Consider the following 14,697-nt stretch of genomic DNA (forward strand, 5'->3'; position numbering starts at 1 on the left):
TACGAACCTACGCCGGCACGTTCTGCTGCATGCGGTGGAAGCGCAGCACCTGCTGCGCGGTCGAAGGCCGCAACCGCTCATAGGTGTCCTTGCAGGCGGCAAGATCCGTCGGCTCCGCGCCGGATAGTTCGTCGCGCATCCTGATGATGCTCTTGACCGTCGACCATGACAGCCCTGCGACCTTCGCCAAAATCATCACGCCTTCGGCCCGGCTCTCGATCATCATGTTCTCGGCGATTGCGACCGGCAAGTTGGCGAGCGCCGCAATCGAGGCGTTGGCCTCGTCGAATTTCCCGGCGTCGGCAAACGACGCCACTTCGGATTCGTCGAGCCGGCCGTGCTCGTACAGCGACTTGATCAGTGCGTGCGCAATCTCAGTGTCCTTGGTGATATCAGAGGTCGCCGAGCGCGCGCGCCGCGTTGCCTCCTTGACCGCGGTCGGCACCGCGGCCGCCTGCTGGGGATTGGCGGCCTCCAGCCGCTGCCGCACCGTATCGGAGGCCTTGGCGAGCAGTTTCAGGTAGAGATGCCGCGGCACGGGTGGACGCATGCCGATGCAGGCGGTGAGATCGTCGTCGCCTTTGGCGCGGCTGACGAGGCGGGTAAAGCCGCGCTCGGTGAATTTTGCGCCGGGATTGTTGACGGTCGACTGGATCACCTGATCGTTGCCGCGCTGGACCAGCACGTCGGTGACCGCGCCGCTCAGCGTCTTGCGGGTCGAGATCGCCATCAAATGTGCCTGGCTCTTGCTGCGCGCATTCTCGATCAGGGTCTTGTCGTCGAGCCGCATCGATTGCGACAGCACAGGGCCCGCCACCTCGATGACGTCGTCGAATGCAAGCGCGCGGATGGTGAGCGGCGGGGCAGTGTCGATCGGGGCGAGACGGTTGGCCAGCAGCATCTTGGCCGAGGTTTCGATGTGGTCGATCAGGCACTGGAAGACGTCGTCGAACAGCCCGACCTGCTCGTCCGAAAAATCCACCGCGCCGTTGATGAAGAGATCGGTCACCCGGCGCAGTGTCTCTACCCGGCGAGCGACCGTTCCGTGCGCAAGCGTGGACTGCAGTTCGTCGAGCAGATTTCCGGGAGAAGGAGAGGTGGCGGTCTTCGAAATCATGACTCTGTCCTGGAGCAAAAGCGGCGGGGTTTCTTCGCCGGAGCTGAAATATGTCGGATCAGGCGCTGGTAATCCGGTTACGTCCCTGCGCCTTGGCTGCATAAAGCGCGCTATCGGCGCGCGCGAGAAATGTGTCTGATGTCTCGTTCGGACGCAGCGTTGCAACGCCTGCCGACATCGTCACCTTCATGCCGGGCGAGAACGCGCTCCAGTCGAGATCGGCAATAATGGCGCGCAACCGGTCGAGCGCCTGCATGGCTTGGCCGACGTCCATGTCGGGCAGCACCAGCAGGAATTCCTCGCCGCCATATCGGCCGAACCGGTCGATGCTGCGGATGTTGGCAAACATGGTGATCGAGAATGTCCGCAGCACCTCGTCGCCGGTCGGGTGACCGTAGGCGTCGTTGATGCGCTTGAACCAGTCGAGGTCGATCAGCGCGATCGAGCAGGGCGATCCGCTGCGGCTCGCGCGGGCAATCTCCTCCTGCAGCATCCGCATGATGCTGCGGCGGTTGGACGACCCGGTCAGCTCGTCGAGTTCGGCAAGCTCCTCGATCCGCTTGTACGCCGCCTTCAGTTTGAAGCTGCGGTCATAGAGCATCTTGCGCATGGTAGAGCCATACAGTCCCACGAAGGCGCATTGTCCGATGGTGAGGACAAAGGAAAGCATGGCCGCGACGCGTTCGGTCTGGGTGGTAATCGGCAGGCCGATAGGGGTGCTGGCAAACAGGAAGATTGGCGCTAGGCCTACGATGGTGAGGGTCCAGGTGATAATCGCTTGCCGGGACGTCATTCGCAGCGCGCCGAATCCAAAGATCAGGAATATGACGCTCAGGAAGGCAAATCCGATCTGTGGCGCGGCCAGTAGAAAACAGAGCTGGAGCGCGACGTGGCCGGCGACCTGGAAGATCGTGAGATAGTGGTCCTCGAACCGGTCGTTGAAGTGAGCTTCCGACAACACGACAAAGACCGACACCAATCCGATGCCGGAAAGGAAATAGGTCGATGGAATGATGATCGGGACGGTGCCGGCGTAGCAATAGACCAGCAGGACCGAGGTGATGAGCAAATAGCTGACGCCTTGCACGGCCAGCATCTGGCGGCGCTGGCCGGCCCGGCGCTTCAATACTTCCAGCGGCGGGCGGGTGACGCGCGCGGTCGCATTGTGGGGGCCTTGCCCTTGAAGCAATGATGCCGCGCTGTTCATGTCCCGCCGCTGTTGGTGATGCCGGACGAAACTTTAGGGAATAAAGCCTTTAGGTTTGGTATCTTTTGAGGTCGAATCGGCTCCGTTAGAAACCCGGCCATTGCACTGATTCGCAACGGAAATCTGCCGAATTCCGATAGTGCGGAACCTGCCCGTGCGGGGACCCTGGGGCGTCACGCGGATGCTGCCCTGCCGGCGAAGCCTTGCTAAGGTTGGGTGGCGCGTTTTCAGGAAAGTGTTTCCGTAATATGGTACCAATTCTGGGGTTTGGCTCCTTTCTGGCGGCAAAATGGCCTGGCACTGGCGATCTGTGGGGTAGATCACACATGCGATTCCGGTATTGCCGTAATGTGAAGAATCTCACTCTTCCCATCGAACCGCCGGCCACCCCCGTCCGACCAACCTTGCGAGACGGCCATTGAGTACGACACAAGCGGCTTCAGACGAAGTTCTGATCGCTCGGATCGCTCAAGGCGACCGGCTCGCCATGCAGGTGCTTTACGGAAGGCACCATGTCAGGGTGTTCCGTTTCGGGCTTCGGCTCGTAAGGGACGAACAGGTCGCGGAAGACCTCATCAGCGAGGTTTTTCTCGATGTGTGGCGTCAGGCTGGCAAGTTCGAAGGCCGATCCGCCGTTACCACCTGGCTCTTGGCGATTACGCGGTTCAAGGCTCTTTCGGCACTTAGGCGCCGCAAGGATGTTGGGCTGGACGAGGAAACCGCGAACGCGATCGAGGATACGTCCGACGATCCGGAAGTGGTGGTGCAGAAGAAGGATACGGGTGAAGCGCTGCGCAAGTGCCTGACGGCCCTTTCGCCAGAGCATCGGGAGATCGTCGATCTCGTCTACTACCACGAGAAGTCCGTGGAAGAGGTAGCCGAAATCGTCGGCATTCCGGAGAACACTGTCAAGACGCGCCTGTTTTATGCGCGCAAGAAATTGGCCGAGTTGCTCAAAGCAGCAGGCATAGAGCGAGGTTGGCCATGATGGCAGCGAGCACAAAAATGCTGGATCACGAGCCCAGCGAAGTCGAGATGCTGTTGCCCTTCCACGCGGCCGGCACCCTGAGCGCGCGCGATGCACGCCGCGTCGAGGAAGCGCTTGCCGGGGATCCCGGGCTTGCCCGGCAGTATGCCGTTATCCGCCAAGAATACGCCGAGACGATCGGCCTTAACGAGAGCCTGGGTGCGCCGTCCGCGCGCGCCATGCAGAAGCTGTTTGCCGCAATCGACGCGGAGCCTGCACGTGAGCCCTCGCGCTCGGTGAGCCTGTCCGCGCGGGTGTCGGAATTTTTCGCAAGCCTGTCGCCGCGTACGCTCGCCTGGTCGGCGAGCCTTGGCGCCGTGGCGCTCGTGCTGCAGGCCGGCGTGATCGGCGCCGTACTGATGAAGAGCCAGACCGCGTTGTTCGAGACGGCGTCGCTGAGCCTGAACGAGCGGTCATCGGCGCCGATTACGCGCGATCTCGGAGGCAGCCTCGCGCCGCCGCGCGCGCTGGTGCAGTTCGCGCCTGAAGCGCGCATCGCCGACATCACGGCGCTGCTCGACAACTACCAGGCCTCGATCGACGGCGCCAAGGGCGGCATGTTCCGGCTGCAGTTCGGCAACAAGGCGATGAGCAAGGACGAAGTTGCTGGCCTGCTGAGCAGGCTGCAACGCGAGAAAATCGTCAGCCTGGCGGTGGCAACGCCATAAGGCCGCCTGGCGTGGGCCGGGCAAGCTGAGGTCCCATGGTTCATGATGGCGTGAGTTGGTGGACAAGGACCCAGCGTGCGGCATGGGTATTGTCGGCCGCGCTGCTTCCGCTGATCGCTGTCGGACCTTCGGCGGGGCATGCGCAAAGCATCATGCGCACCCCCAGTCTGAACGTCGGCTCGCGCATGCCCACCATCAATCCGACGGTAGCGCCGCGGATCAGTCCAACCGTCGCGGCGCGGCCGGCCGTGCGCGCTGATACCGTCGCACGGACGCCGCCGTCCCGGATCGGCACCATGAGTTCGACCCTGCGAGTCCGTTCGGGGGACGGCGTGCAGTCGACGCTGCCCCATGCGCGGTTTTCGCCCAACCTCTATCCGGCTTGCGGATATGCGCTTCGCGGTCCCGACGGCGAGTGCTTCGATCGTCCGGTGATGTCGGCCGGCGGCGGCAACGGCACCTCGGCCAAGAAGCGCAAGGGCGGATCGGGCAACAACAACGCACAGGCAGCGGTCAATCTGCGCGCGGTCAAGAACGAACTCGTCGCCGAAATCGACGGCGCGTTATCCACCGCCGAAGCCGACGAACTGGCGCGGCGTCACGGCCTGGAGCGCATCGCGTCGCAGAACTTCCCGCTGCTCGGCGGCACCATCGGTCTGTTCCGCATCGTGGATAACCGGCCGGTGGACACCGTGCGCCGCGAACTCGCGACCGACGCCAGCGTGCGTTCGGTGCAGCTCAATTTCCGTTACTTCCTCCAGGATCAGAAGGCTTCGACCGCGGGCGATGCCGCGCAATACGCCGTCGCCCAGCTTCGGCTGCCACAGGCGCACGCGCTCGTCCGCGGCATGAACGTCACCGTTGCGGTGATCGATTCAGGCGTCGACGCCAAGCATCCCGAACTCGCCAATTCGGTTGCCGACAGTTTCGATGCGCTCGGAAGCAAGGAAGGTCCGCATGTCCATGGCACGGGCATTGCCGGCGCGATCGTGGCGCATGCCAAGCTGATGGGTAGCGCACCGGAGGCGAGGTTGATCGCGATCCGCGCGTTCGGCGCGGGATCGAAGGGCGCGGAGAGCACGTCCTATGTAATCCTCCGGGGATTGGACTACGCGGCCGAGCACGGCGCGCAGATCATCAACATGAGCTTTGCCGGTCCGAAGGATCCGCTGATCGAGCGAGGCATCGCCGCGACGGCGGCCCGTGGCATCCTGATGGTGGCTGCGGCCGGCAATGCCGGTGCGAAATCGCCGCCGCTCTATCCGGCCGCCAATCCCCATGTCATTGCGGTGAGTGGCACCGATGCGCAGGAAAGACTGTTTGCCGCATCGAACCGGGGCAACCACATCGCGGTTGCAGCACCGGGCGCGGATATCTTCCTGCCGGCGCCCGATGAAAAATACCAGATCACGTCGGGCACCTCGTTCTCCGCCGCCTATATCAGCGGCGTCGCGGCGCTGATGATGGAGCGCAATCCTTCGTTGAAGCCGGGCGATGTTCGCGCAATTCTGACCAGGACCGCCCGCGATCTCGGCACTCCCGGCCGCGACGATCAGTTTGGGGCAGGTGGGGCCGATGCCTTTGCTGCCGTCACGGCCGCGGCCGCCGCACCGGCGGTTCCGCTTGCTTCGGTTTCCGGTAAGCCGGCGGGGGAAAAAACGCCTGCGGTTGACCCGTCTAAGGATAACACTTCCGTGAGCCGGGCGCTGAATGATCCCTCGCCGTCGATTGCATCCGAAAAATCGGCCGCAAACGCTGCAAAATAGCCCTGTTACGCAGCGATTTTCCCGCGATCGTCCCCGAACCTAAGGTTAAAAAATCGTCCGGCGTTTTGAACGTCCGGCGAGGGTGTTGCGACTTATCTAGGTGGGAGCGGTAATCCCTCCCCATAGGCTGTATTCGGCGCGAGCGCCCATCCACCCCAAGCGCCCATATAGCTTGACCCGTCCGGTTGTCCCCCCGGACGGGTCTTTCATTTTCAGCACAGGTTTTTGGACGAAGGAGCGTTTCGTACGGCACCCTGACGGCTTGCGATTGCAAGTTTCCGACTCATCTGCGCGATACGCAATTTTCCCGTGCATCTTCTCAAATGAAATCTCGCCGCGCGACGCGGCCACGCTGCTGTGCTGTTTGACCGCGAATAGAGCAGATTAACCCGTATTTGCGCGGGTTTCTTCGATTGCTGCGCACTCCCGTAGCTTCACGCACTGGACAACGAAAAAGTTTTCCACAGAATATACCAGTCACATCCCACTGATTCGTCTCGGTTGCGTCTGCGTCCGTTCCTCTCTTACGGGCTGATTTATGGCACATCCTGCAGACGTGGCACGTGGCCGCAACATCGTTGCGCGCTGGTGCAGCCTTGCCGAGCAACGGTTGGAATACCTCACTGAACTGTTCGAGACCGGACGCTGGCGCCGTTTTCACACCGAGCGCGAATTCCTCGAAAACATCCAGGAAGCCAAGGCCGCCGTCGCAACCTGGCGGGACCTGTTGAGCCGCGGGGCTTCGCTCGACAACACTCAGATCGACATGGCCTGGCTCGGCCGCCGTCGAACGACGCCGCTGCTGCTGACGCCACTGCCGCGCGACGAGGGCTATCGCCCGCCGGTTGTGCAGCTTCAGCCGCAACTGCAGTCGCCACCGATTGTCGCGGCGCCGCCGCCGATTGCAACCACGCCGCCGCGCGACGTTCCCGCTGATGTTCTGGTCGCGCTGGAAAGCCAACTCGTCGCGGCGGACCATGCGCCGTCCGTGCCGGATGTGCTGGCGCTGGAGGAAATGCCATTCCCGGCGATCGATTTCGACGCGATGAAGGAACGCTACCCTGCGTTGCGCAACGCGCTGTAGGCGGGCGAGGAGGGCGAACTACCGCCGCACCGCGTTGCCTCCGACCACGACCTGCGCATAACGTTGCGCGCCTTCGGCTGACAGGTCGGTCGTAATCGTGCGGGCGTGATCGAGCCCAACCACGGCGCCGCGCGGGGTTTCCGAAATCATGTTGTTGTTAACCAGCGCTGTCCCGGCGCCTGGCAGCACCGATACGCCGACGCCGACGAAGGCGTTGCGGATCACGTTGCCTGATATCGCGACGTCGCGGAGATACTTGCCCCATCCGGCGATGATGCCGAACGACGGAGCATTCTCGATCACATTGCCTGTGACTGTGGAGTCCGCCTCGACATAGATGCCGATCCCGGCGTCGTCGTCGGGCGCAGTGCCGATCGGCCGCTTCGGCAGGAGATTGCGGATGATGTTGCCCTGGACGACGGCAATCCGTCCGCCCTCGTTGAAATTGCACACGGAGACGCCGACGGCGGCGCCATCCACCGTGTTGTTGGCGATCACAGCGCCTTCGAACGCAAATTCCGAATAGAGCGCGACCTCGCGGACATTGCTGACGCTGTTGTCCGTGATGTGAATATTCGACGCCGAATTGCCGCGCACCGCTGAATAGTCGCAATTCTTGATGCGGTTGCCGCGCACGATCACATTGCCGGCGCGGAAGGCATTGATGGCGTTGCCATGCTGCCCGGAGCCGCCGGGGCCGGCCTTGATGTCCTCGATGCGGTTATCGAGGACGAGGGTGCCGTCGTCGCCAATCGCGGTGCGCAGGATTTCGATGCCGTTGTCATTGGTATCGGTGATGGTGTTGCGCGCCACGATCAGGCCGAGCGCGTCGAAGGATACGACGGCGGTCGTCGCGATTTTCGTGAAGACGTTACCGGAAATATCGCCCGAGACCTGTTCGAGCCAGATGCCGTTGCCGCCGCTGCCTGATATTTCGCAATCGGCGATCCGGACGTCGCGACCGCCGAGGCAGTGCACCAGGCCGCGGCGCGTCGGCAGCGGAATGCGACCGCCATCGAAGGTGATGCCCGTCAGACCGACGCTGTTGGCGCCTTCGCTCTGCAGCATCGAGGCGCCGCCGGTGAACACCAGCTTGGTCGCGCCGCGGACGCCGACCAGTTGCGTGCCGTTCGAAAGGTGCAGCATGCCGGTGCGATAGATCCCCGGTGGCAGCGCCAGCGGCACCTGCACGCGTGCAGCCTCGTCGATCGCGCGTTGCAGTTTTGCGGTCTGATCGTCGGGGCTGCCGGGGCGGACGCCATACTGCGTGACGTCGCGGCCGAGCGTGGAGGTAAGGGGCGCTGCGCGCGCAGCGTCAGGCGACATCGCCAGCGCACCGGCTGCACCGGCGGCGGACGCTCCAATGAGATGGCGGCGGTTCATGTCCATGGCTGATGACCCTAGCGCGATGCAGTCGTGTCATTCGCGTTTCATAGGTATCGCGAAGGGCGGCTAGGCATGGTGAACACCGCGAAGAAAGCCGACGATTGTTCGGGGTAGGGTTAATGTTGGGTGCGGCCAAAATTCCTAGGGTGGGGCAAAGGCGCGCTAGCGCCGTGCCCACCATTGGATCCGCGGGGAATGATGGTGGGCACGCTGCGCTTTGCCTACCCTGCGAAATTACGCAGCCCGCCGCGCCAGCCGCACCATCTCCATGAGCATCGCTTCGCCGGCATCGACCAGCTCTTCCAGCGTGATGCGCGGAAAACCTTTTCGTCTGACCGCGCCGCTGCGCGCCAGCGGCGGGATGTGAATGAAGGCGGCGAGGCGTGGGCCGTCGCCGGCATCCACGGCTTCAATCGCGCGCCAGCTCAGGAAATTGCAGAGATAGCTTCCGGCGTCGCGCGAGGCGCGGGCATCGAGGCCCGTGGCCTTGGCCGCATGCAGTAGTTTGGCCGTGTGCGGACCGAGCCTTTGGGCATCGGCGCCATCGGCGATCGATCCCTTGCGCGCGCGGGTTTGCGCGGCGTCGGGCCAGAGCATGGTGACGGCATTACGGGCGCGGGTTTCGATCCGCAGATGCGACGTGCGAGAAGCGAGGCCGAACATCAACAGCGCATGCGGCCGGTGCTTTTGCAGCGCCAGCGGCAATTCACGATCGACCGCGTTGTAGGTGACGGGAAAGATGTGGCTGCACAGTTCAACTTCGGCAAAGGCCGGACGACGCAGCCGCGTCAGCCGCGCCACCAGCGGCTGCGTCGGATTGTAGGGCGCGCCGGGAAACGGGCCGAAGCCGGTGATGAGAATGCGAAGCTTGTCGCTCATCGCATCCACTCCGCGATCTGCTCGGCGGCGACCGCCGGCGTGATGCGGCCGTCGGCGACCTCGGCCTCGGTCTTCTTCACTTTGGCGCGGATCGTGGCATCGGAGCGCAGCCGCGCCATCATGCGCTGCTCCAGCATCGACCACATCCATTTCACCTGCTGCTCGCGCCGCCGGCCTGCGAACTCGCCCGAGGCGTTCATGGCGGTGCGGTGATCCAAAATCTTCTGCCACAGCGTGTCCATGCCCATACCGGTCAGCGCCGAATAGGTCACGACCGGCGGATGCCAATGCTCCGAGCGGGGACTGAGAATATGCAGCGCGCTGCGATACTCGGCCGCCGCCAGATTGGCGCGCTTGACGTTGTCGCCATCGGCCTTGTTGATCGCGATCATGTCGGCGAGTTCCACCAACCCCTTCTTGATGCCCTGCAATTCGTCACCGGCGCCGGGCAGCATCAGGGCGAGAAAGAAATCGGTCATGTCGCAGACTGCGGTTTCGGACTGGCCGATGCCGACGGTCTCGACCAGCACCACGTCGAAGCCGGCCGCCTCGCAGAGCAGCATCGCCTCGCGGGTTTTTGCGGCGACGCCGCCGAGCGTACCGGACGAGGGCGAGGGCCGGACGAAGGCGGCTTCGGAATTGGCCAGCCGCGCCATCCGCGTCTTGTCGCCAAGAATCGAGCCGCCGGTGCGGGCCGAGGAGGGGTCCACCGCGAGCACCGCGACCTTGTGGCCGCGCTCGATCAGGAACATGCCGAGCGCATCGATGGTGGTGGATTTGCCGACGCCGGGCGAGCCGGTAATGCCGACCCGCACCGCCTTGCCCGTGTCGGGCAACAGCGCCTGCACCAGATCGCGTGCCGCGGCCTGGTGGTCGGAACGCCTGCTTTCGATCAGGGTAATCGCACGCGCCAGCGCCGCGCGGTGGCCGGAGCGGAGTTCTTTGGCGAGTTTCCCGACATCGGGGGAAGGATTCTTCGGCAGGGTCATGACTTGGTTTACAACGCCCGCGCCGTGCAGGCGAGGGGGCCCAGTCCTTCAGCGCGCCGACGTGGCAGGGACGGGGCTGCGTTTGAGCTTCCGCCATACCCAGACCAGCACCGGCCAGATCAGCGCGCCGATCGCCATGGCGGCGAGGATCGCGGCGATCGGCCGCTCGAAGAACGGCAACACGCTGCCATCGGATTTGATCAGCGAAGTGACGAAACTCTGCTCGATCATGGTGCCCATGACGATGCCGAGCACCATCGCGGCGACCGGGTAGCCGTTCTCCTCCATGACATAGCCGATGACCCCGAAGGTCGCGACGATAACCACGCCGAATATGTTGTTGCCGATGGCGAACGAGCCGACCGCGCAGCACAGCATGATTACAGGCATCACGGTTGCGCGCGGCGCGCGCAGCACGTGGCTTGCGAGCCGGATCATGATGATGCCGAGCGGAATCATGATGATGTTGGCGATGATGAACATGAGGTAGATCGCATACATGCTCGACGCTTTTTCGGTGAACAGCGTCGGGCCGGGATTGAGGCCCTTCATGTAGAGCACGCCGATCGCGATGGCCGCGATGGTGTCGCCGGGAATGCCGAACAGCAGCGAAGGCACCCAGCCCGAGGCGATGCTGGCATTGTTGCTGGCGCCGGCTTCGACCAGGCCCTCGACGTGGCCGGTTCCGAACTTCTCAGGTTCTTTCGAAAAACGCTTGGACATGGCGTAGCTGACCCAGGCGGCCATGTCGGCGCCGGCGCCCGGCAGCACGCCGATGATGATGCCGACGATGTTCCCGCGCGTCATCTGCCAGTTGTACTTTTTGGTGAGCTTCCATTGGCCCGCCAAGATGCTTCCGAACCTGCGCCGCGGGATTGGCGGCGGCTCGGGCGTGAGCATCGCGCGCATGACCTGCGCCACCGCGAATACGCCGACCAGCGCCGGGATCGGTTCGATGCCGCCAAACAGGTTGGTCATCCCAAACGTGAAGCGCGGCACGCCGCCGGGGTTTTCGATACCGATGCAGGCGACGAGCAGACCGATGAACATGCTGGCGATCGCCTTCACCGGGGAAGACCGCGCGACCAGCGTGGCGCACATCAGGCCGAGGAAAGCGAGCCAGAAATATTCGAAAGTCGAGAACGACAGCGCTATTTCGGCCAGCGGCGGCGCGAGGATCATCAGCGACAGCGTGCCTGCGATGCCGCCCACGGCGGAGAACCAAACGCCGGCGCCGAGCGCAAGCTCGGCCTCGCCCTTGCGCGTCATCGCATAGGCTTCGTCTGCGTAAGCCGCCGAGGCGGGCGTGCCGGGAATGCGCAGCAGCGCGCCGGGGATGTCACCGGCGAAGATCGCCATCGTGGATGCGGCGACGATGGTGGCGATCGCGGCGATCGGCGACAGATAGAAGGTGACGGGGACCAGCAGCGCGGTCGCCATGGTCGCGGACAGCCCGGGCAGCGATCCGATGACGAGGCCATAGACCGATGCCGCGAAGATGGCGATGATGACTTCCCAGGTGGTGATGAGCGCGAAGGCTTGCGTCAGGGTATTGAGCATCGATCACCAGGGCATCGGCAAAACGCCGGGCGGCAGCGGCACGCGCAGCAATTTTGAGAAAATCAGGTGGATGCCGATCGGCGCAAGCAGCGCGAGCGGCAGTGCAACCTTCCAGCGGGCGCCGAGCGCGGTCGAGGTCACGTAGACGATCATCGCCGCCGTGAGGATGAAGCCGAGCCGGTCGGCGATCGCCACGTAGAACAGCAAAAGCGCCGGCGGGAGCAGGACACGCAGGCCGTAGAGCTTTCCGGTGGGCGGCTGCGGCTGGCCGCCCTCGACCGGAATGAGGTGCTCTTCCTCTTCAAAGCTGCGGCCGATCCCGAATGCAATCGCGAGCCCGCAAAGGGCCAGGCCCGTTCCGATCACCAGCGGGAAGACGTTGGGCCCGACCGGCTGGCCGGGCACCGGCGGCAGTTGCCAGCCGCCATAGGCGGCGGCTGCGCCGAGGCCAACGAGAAACAGACCCGTGACGCGATCGGGTAGACGCATGAACTGGCTCCGCGGATATCGGGCGATGTCAGCCGATCAAGATCAGGCCTTGGAGAGACCGGCGGCCTTCATCGCCACGCCCATCTGGGCGTCGCCTTTTTCCATGAAGGCGGCGAACTGGGCCGCATCGCCCCACACCGTTCCAAAGCCGCGATTGCTCATGAAATCCTTGAACTCCTTGGAGTCGTAGACCTTCTTCAGCGACGCGGTGAGTTTCGTCGCCACCTCGGCGGGCAGGCCCTTGGGACCGGCAATGCCGCGCCAGGCGCCGGTCGAATAATCGATGCCCATGGCTTCCTTCAGCGTCGGCACATCGGGGAATGCAGGGTTGCGCGCCGTAGCCATGACGGCGAGGCTGCGCGCCTTGCCGGCCTCGATGATCGCGCGGGCTTCCGGCACCGAGCAGGTGGTGAGGTCGAGACCTCCGGCAGCCAGATCCTGCATCGCGGGTGCGGCGCCGTTCGACGGCACCCAGGCCACGTGATTGGGGGCAAGTCCCATCGCCTGCATCCAGCCAACCAGTGCGAGATGCCAAATGCCGCCCTGGCCAGTGCCGGAGGCCTTGAACTTGCCGGCGGGAGCGGCCTTGATCGCATCCGCCAGTTCCTTCACGGTCTTGTAGGGCGAGGTGGAACTGACCTGGATGCCGGGCGGATCCTCGTTCATCAGCGCCAGCGGCGTGTAGCTCTTGGGCGCCAGTTCGGTGAGCCCCTGCCAGTGCATCATCGAGATTTCCACCGTCAGCATGCCGATGGTGTAGCCGTCGGGCTGTGCGGTCGCGATCGCGGAATGGCCGACAACGCCGGAGCCGCCGGTGCGGTTGACCACGTTGAACGGTTGGCCGAGATCCTTTTCCAACAGCGCCGCGACAATGCGCGCGGTCGCGTCAGTGCCGCCGCCGGCGCCCCAGGGCACGATCACGGTCACCGGCCGGGACGGATAGGCCTGCGCCAAAGCCGGCTTGAAACCAAAGCCCGCGACAGCCGCAGCAGCAGCGGATGAAGCCGCGAAGGCGCGGCGCGTGATCTTTTTGGACATCGATGGTCCTCCCTGCGGCGTCCGTGATGCCGGGCGCTCTTGTGATGCGACATTCTAGGCGGCTTTGCGTTGTGGTCGCAAGGCATTGGCGAACGATGGGGATCACCGCCGCCGGGTGGCATCTCGCCACATCCGGAAATCGGGTGGCGGCGATCGGGCCACCTGAAATAGGTATCCATCTGCGGCCAGTCATCGAGCCGCGCTCGATTGCGGAGAGAACCATGACGACAGCCTATTACAGCACCGTGCTGAACCATCCCCTAAAAACCGTGTGGACCTTGATCCGCGATTTCAACAACTATCCGGCCTATATCGACGGCGTTACCGAAAGCGTGATCGAGGATAATAAGGGCGGCGACGAAGTCGGCGCCATCAGGCGCTTCTGCTACCTCGGCAACTGGATCAGGCAGCGGCTCGCGGACCATTCCGACCAGGCGCACTCACTGACCTATGCGGGCATTGATCCGTTTCCATTTCCGTCCGAGTCGCAGTCCGACGTTCCAGCGCCGACGCGTTATGAGGGGACGATGCATCTGATTCCGATCGTCGAAGGCAACCGAACCTTCATCGAATGGTCCGTGAAGCTCGACACTGCGCCACAGGACGAGGATCGTTGGCGCGCGCTGTTCCAGTCCTGGATTCCGGACTGGGCCCATTCGCTCGAGCGAGCGCTAGGCCGCCGTGCTGCTTGACGGCGCGGCCATCATTGTGGCCGGCCTTCGTCGTCTTTCGGTCGGGTTCCACCGAAAATTCTGACGCCCTCCGGCGTCAGATATGGCTTCAACGTCTCCCAGGGCACGAAGGCGACATACTCGCCTTCGGCATAGGAGCCGACGGCGTAAGGTGCGTAGTAAAAGTTCAGGCCGGAGCTCTTGCCTTCCTCGGTCGATGGCGCCAGTGCGACGGGCCCGATCTTGAGAAGCTTTGGTTCGATGCCCTCGATGGCGCTGGCGTCCGTGTCTTCCGCGCCGCGTTTCTTTTTCTCGGCCGTGAGAGAGGCAATGACGCCTTGCCGCATCGCTTTCATCGTCGGGCCGTTGTCAGCCGTTTCGGTGAAGAACGGACGGATGCTGATGCGCTTGCCCGCTGACTTGTCCCACAGGATCGTGTCGGACGAAGAGTTGGGATGCGCGCCGCCGGTATATTCGTAGTCGGCCCTGACGATGCTGACATAGCGGCCATCGACCACCGAGCGCGTGTCGTATTTCCGTTCATACGACCACGCGTTGCGGAACAGGTCCGGGTCCTGCTTGCGTTCCTTGTCGGCATCGGCGCGGTTCTTCTGCGCCCACGCTTTTCCGTCCGCCAGGCAGTTCGCCGCCAGCGCCGGATCGGCCTTGATCTTCGCGTCGAGGGTGACGCTGGCCTCGAGCCATTTGGTCTTGATGGAAAAGTCCGGTTTGGGCTCGGCGGCGATGGCACAGAGCGATGCGAGGCATGCAAGCGCGGCCGCAAGGGTCGCTCTGCTGGCCAACATGACAGAGGCA

The 14,697-nt window shown here is 63.8% G+C and carries 14 protein-coding genes; 5 read left to right on the forward strand and 9 right to left on the reverse strand.

Annotation, left to right across the window (positions count from 1 at the left end; translation table 11 throughout):
• Positions 1–7 precede the first annotated feature (7 nt).
• Positions 8–1,117, reverse strand: a complete 1,110-nt coding sequence (locus CQ13_RS39205) for a DUF2336 domain-containing protein (RefSeq protein ID WP_057848096.1) — start codon at positions 1,115–1,117, stop codon at positions 8–10.
• A 58-nt stretch (positions 1,118–1,175) separates the two neighbouring features.
• Positions 1,176–2,324, reverse strand: a complete 1,149-nt coding sequence (locus CQ13_RS39210) for a GGDEF domain-containing protein (RefSeq protein WP_057848097.1) — start codon at positions 2,322–2,324, stop codon at positions 1,176–1,178.
• Between the two features lie 418 nt (positions 2,325–2,742).
• On the opposite strand from CQ13_RS39210, the gene CQ13_RS39215 reads away from it, so the two are divergent.
• The 4 genes from CQ13_RS39215 to CQ13_RS40320 all read left to right on the forward strand — a co-directional run bounded on the left by CQ13_RS39215 (position 2,743) and on the right by CQ13_RS40320 (position 6,869).
• Positions 2,743–3,312 (forward strand): sigma-70 family RNA polymerase sigma factor, encoded by a 570-nt coding sequence (locus tag CQ13_RS39215; protein WP_057848098.1) that lies wholly within the window; start codon positions 2,743–2,745, stop codon positions 3,310–3,312.
• Positions 3,309–4,019, forward strand: coding sequence for a zf-HC2 domain-containing protein (locus CQ13_RS39220; protein WP_057848099.1), 711 nt, complete (start codon positions 3,309–3,311; stop codon positions 4,017–4,019). Before CQ13_RS39215 ends, CQ13_RS39220 begins: the two co-directional genes overlap by 4 nt.
• Positions 4,020–4,054: 35 nt before the next feature.
• Positions 4,055–5,785: a S8 family serine peptidase gene (locus CQ13_RS39225; protein WP_057848100.1), complete on the forward strand. Its 1,731-nt coding sequence runs from the start codon at positions 4,055–4,057 to the stop codon at positions 5,783–5,785.
• A 538-nt stretch (positions 5,786–6,323) separates the two neighbouring features.
• The gene (locus CQ13_RS40320; protein WP_063800248.1) at positions 6,324–6,869 is read left to right on the forward strand and encodes a TIGR03809 family protein; all 546 of its coding nucleotides are present in this window, start codon (positions 6,324–6,326) and stop codon (positions 6,867–6,869) included.
• Positions 6,870–6,887: 18 nt separating this feature from the next.
• Here the strand turns inward: CQ13_RS40320 and CQ13_RS39235 are convergent, their stop codons facing one another.
• The 6 genes from CQ13_RS39235 to CQ13_RS39260 all read right to left on the reverse strand — a co-directional run bounded on the left by CQ13_RS39235 (position 6,888) and on the right by CQ13_RS39260 (position 13,210).
• Entirely contained in the window at positions 6,888–8,258 is a 1,371-nt protein-coding gene (locus CQ13_RS39235) for a TIGR03808 family TAT-translocated repetitive protein (protein ID WP_057848101.1), read from the reverse strand.
• 231 nt (positions 8,259–8,489) lie between these two features.
• A complete protein-coding gene (locus CQ13_RS39240) occupies positions 8,490–9,134 on the reverse strand; it encodes a pyroglutamyl-peptidase I (RefSeq protein WP_057848102.1) in 645 nt (214 codons plus the stop codon).
• A complete protein-coding gene (meaB, locus tag CQ13_RS39245) occupies positions 9,131–10,123 on the reverse strand; it encodes a methylmalonyl Co-A mutase-associated GTPase MeaB (protein ID WP_057848103.1) in 993 nt (330 codons plus the stop codon). Before meaB ends, CQ13_RS39240 begins: the two co-directional genes overlap by 4 nt.
• Positions 10,124–10,171: 48 nt before the next feature.
• On the reverse strand, positions 10,172–11,683 hold the full coding sequence (locus tag CQ13_RS39250; protein ID WP_057848104.1) for a tripartite tricarboxylate transporter permease: 1,512 nt from the start codon (positions 11,681–11,683) through the stop codon (positions 10,172–10,174).
• Positions 11,684–11,686: 3 nt separating this feature from the next.
• Positions 11,687–12,172, reverse strand: a complete 486-nt coding sequence (locus tag CQ13_RS39255) for a tripartite tricarboxylate transporter TctB family protein (protein WP_057848105.1) — start codon at positions 12,170–12,172, stop codon at positions 11,687–11,689.
• A 42-nt stretch (positions 12,173–12,214) separates the two neighbouring features.
• Positions 12,215–13,210 carry a tripartite tricarboxylate transporter substrate binding protein gene (locus tag CQ13_RS39260; protein ID WP_057848106.1) on the reverse strand — a complete coding sequence of 332 codons (996 nt, stop codon included), beginning with the start codon at positions 13,208–13,210 and terminating at the stop codon, positions 12,215–12,217.
• Positions 13,211–13,431: 221 nt separating this feature from the next.
• Between CQ13_RS39260 and CQ13_RS39265 the strand changes: the two genes are divergently transcribed.
• The gene (locus tag CQ13_RS39265) at positions 13,432–13,902 is read left to right on the forward strand and encodes an SRPBCC family protein (RefSeq protein ID WP_057848169.1); all 471 of its coding nucleotides are present in this window, start codon (positions 13,432–13,434) and stop codon (positions 13,900–13,902) included.
• Between the two features lie 11 nt (positions 13,903–13,913).
• Here the strand turns inward: CQ13_RS39265 and CQ13_RS39270 are convergent, their stop codons facing one another.
• Positions 13,914–14,687, reverse strand: a complete 774-nt coding sequence (locus CQ13_RS39270; protein WP_057848107.1) for a DUF3298 and DUF4163 domain-containing protein — start codon at positions 14,685–14,687, stop codon at positions 13,914–13,916.
• Positions 14,688–14,697: the final 10 nt, after the last annotated feature.

Source organism: Bradyrhizobium retamae (assembly GCF_001440415.1).
GTDB classification, from domain to species: Bacteria; Pseudomonadota; Alphaproteobacteria; order Rhizobiales; family Xanthobacteraceae; genus Bradyrhizobium; species Bradyrhizobium retamae.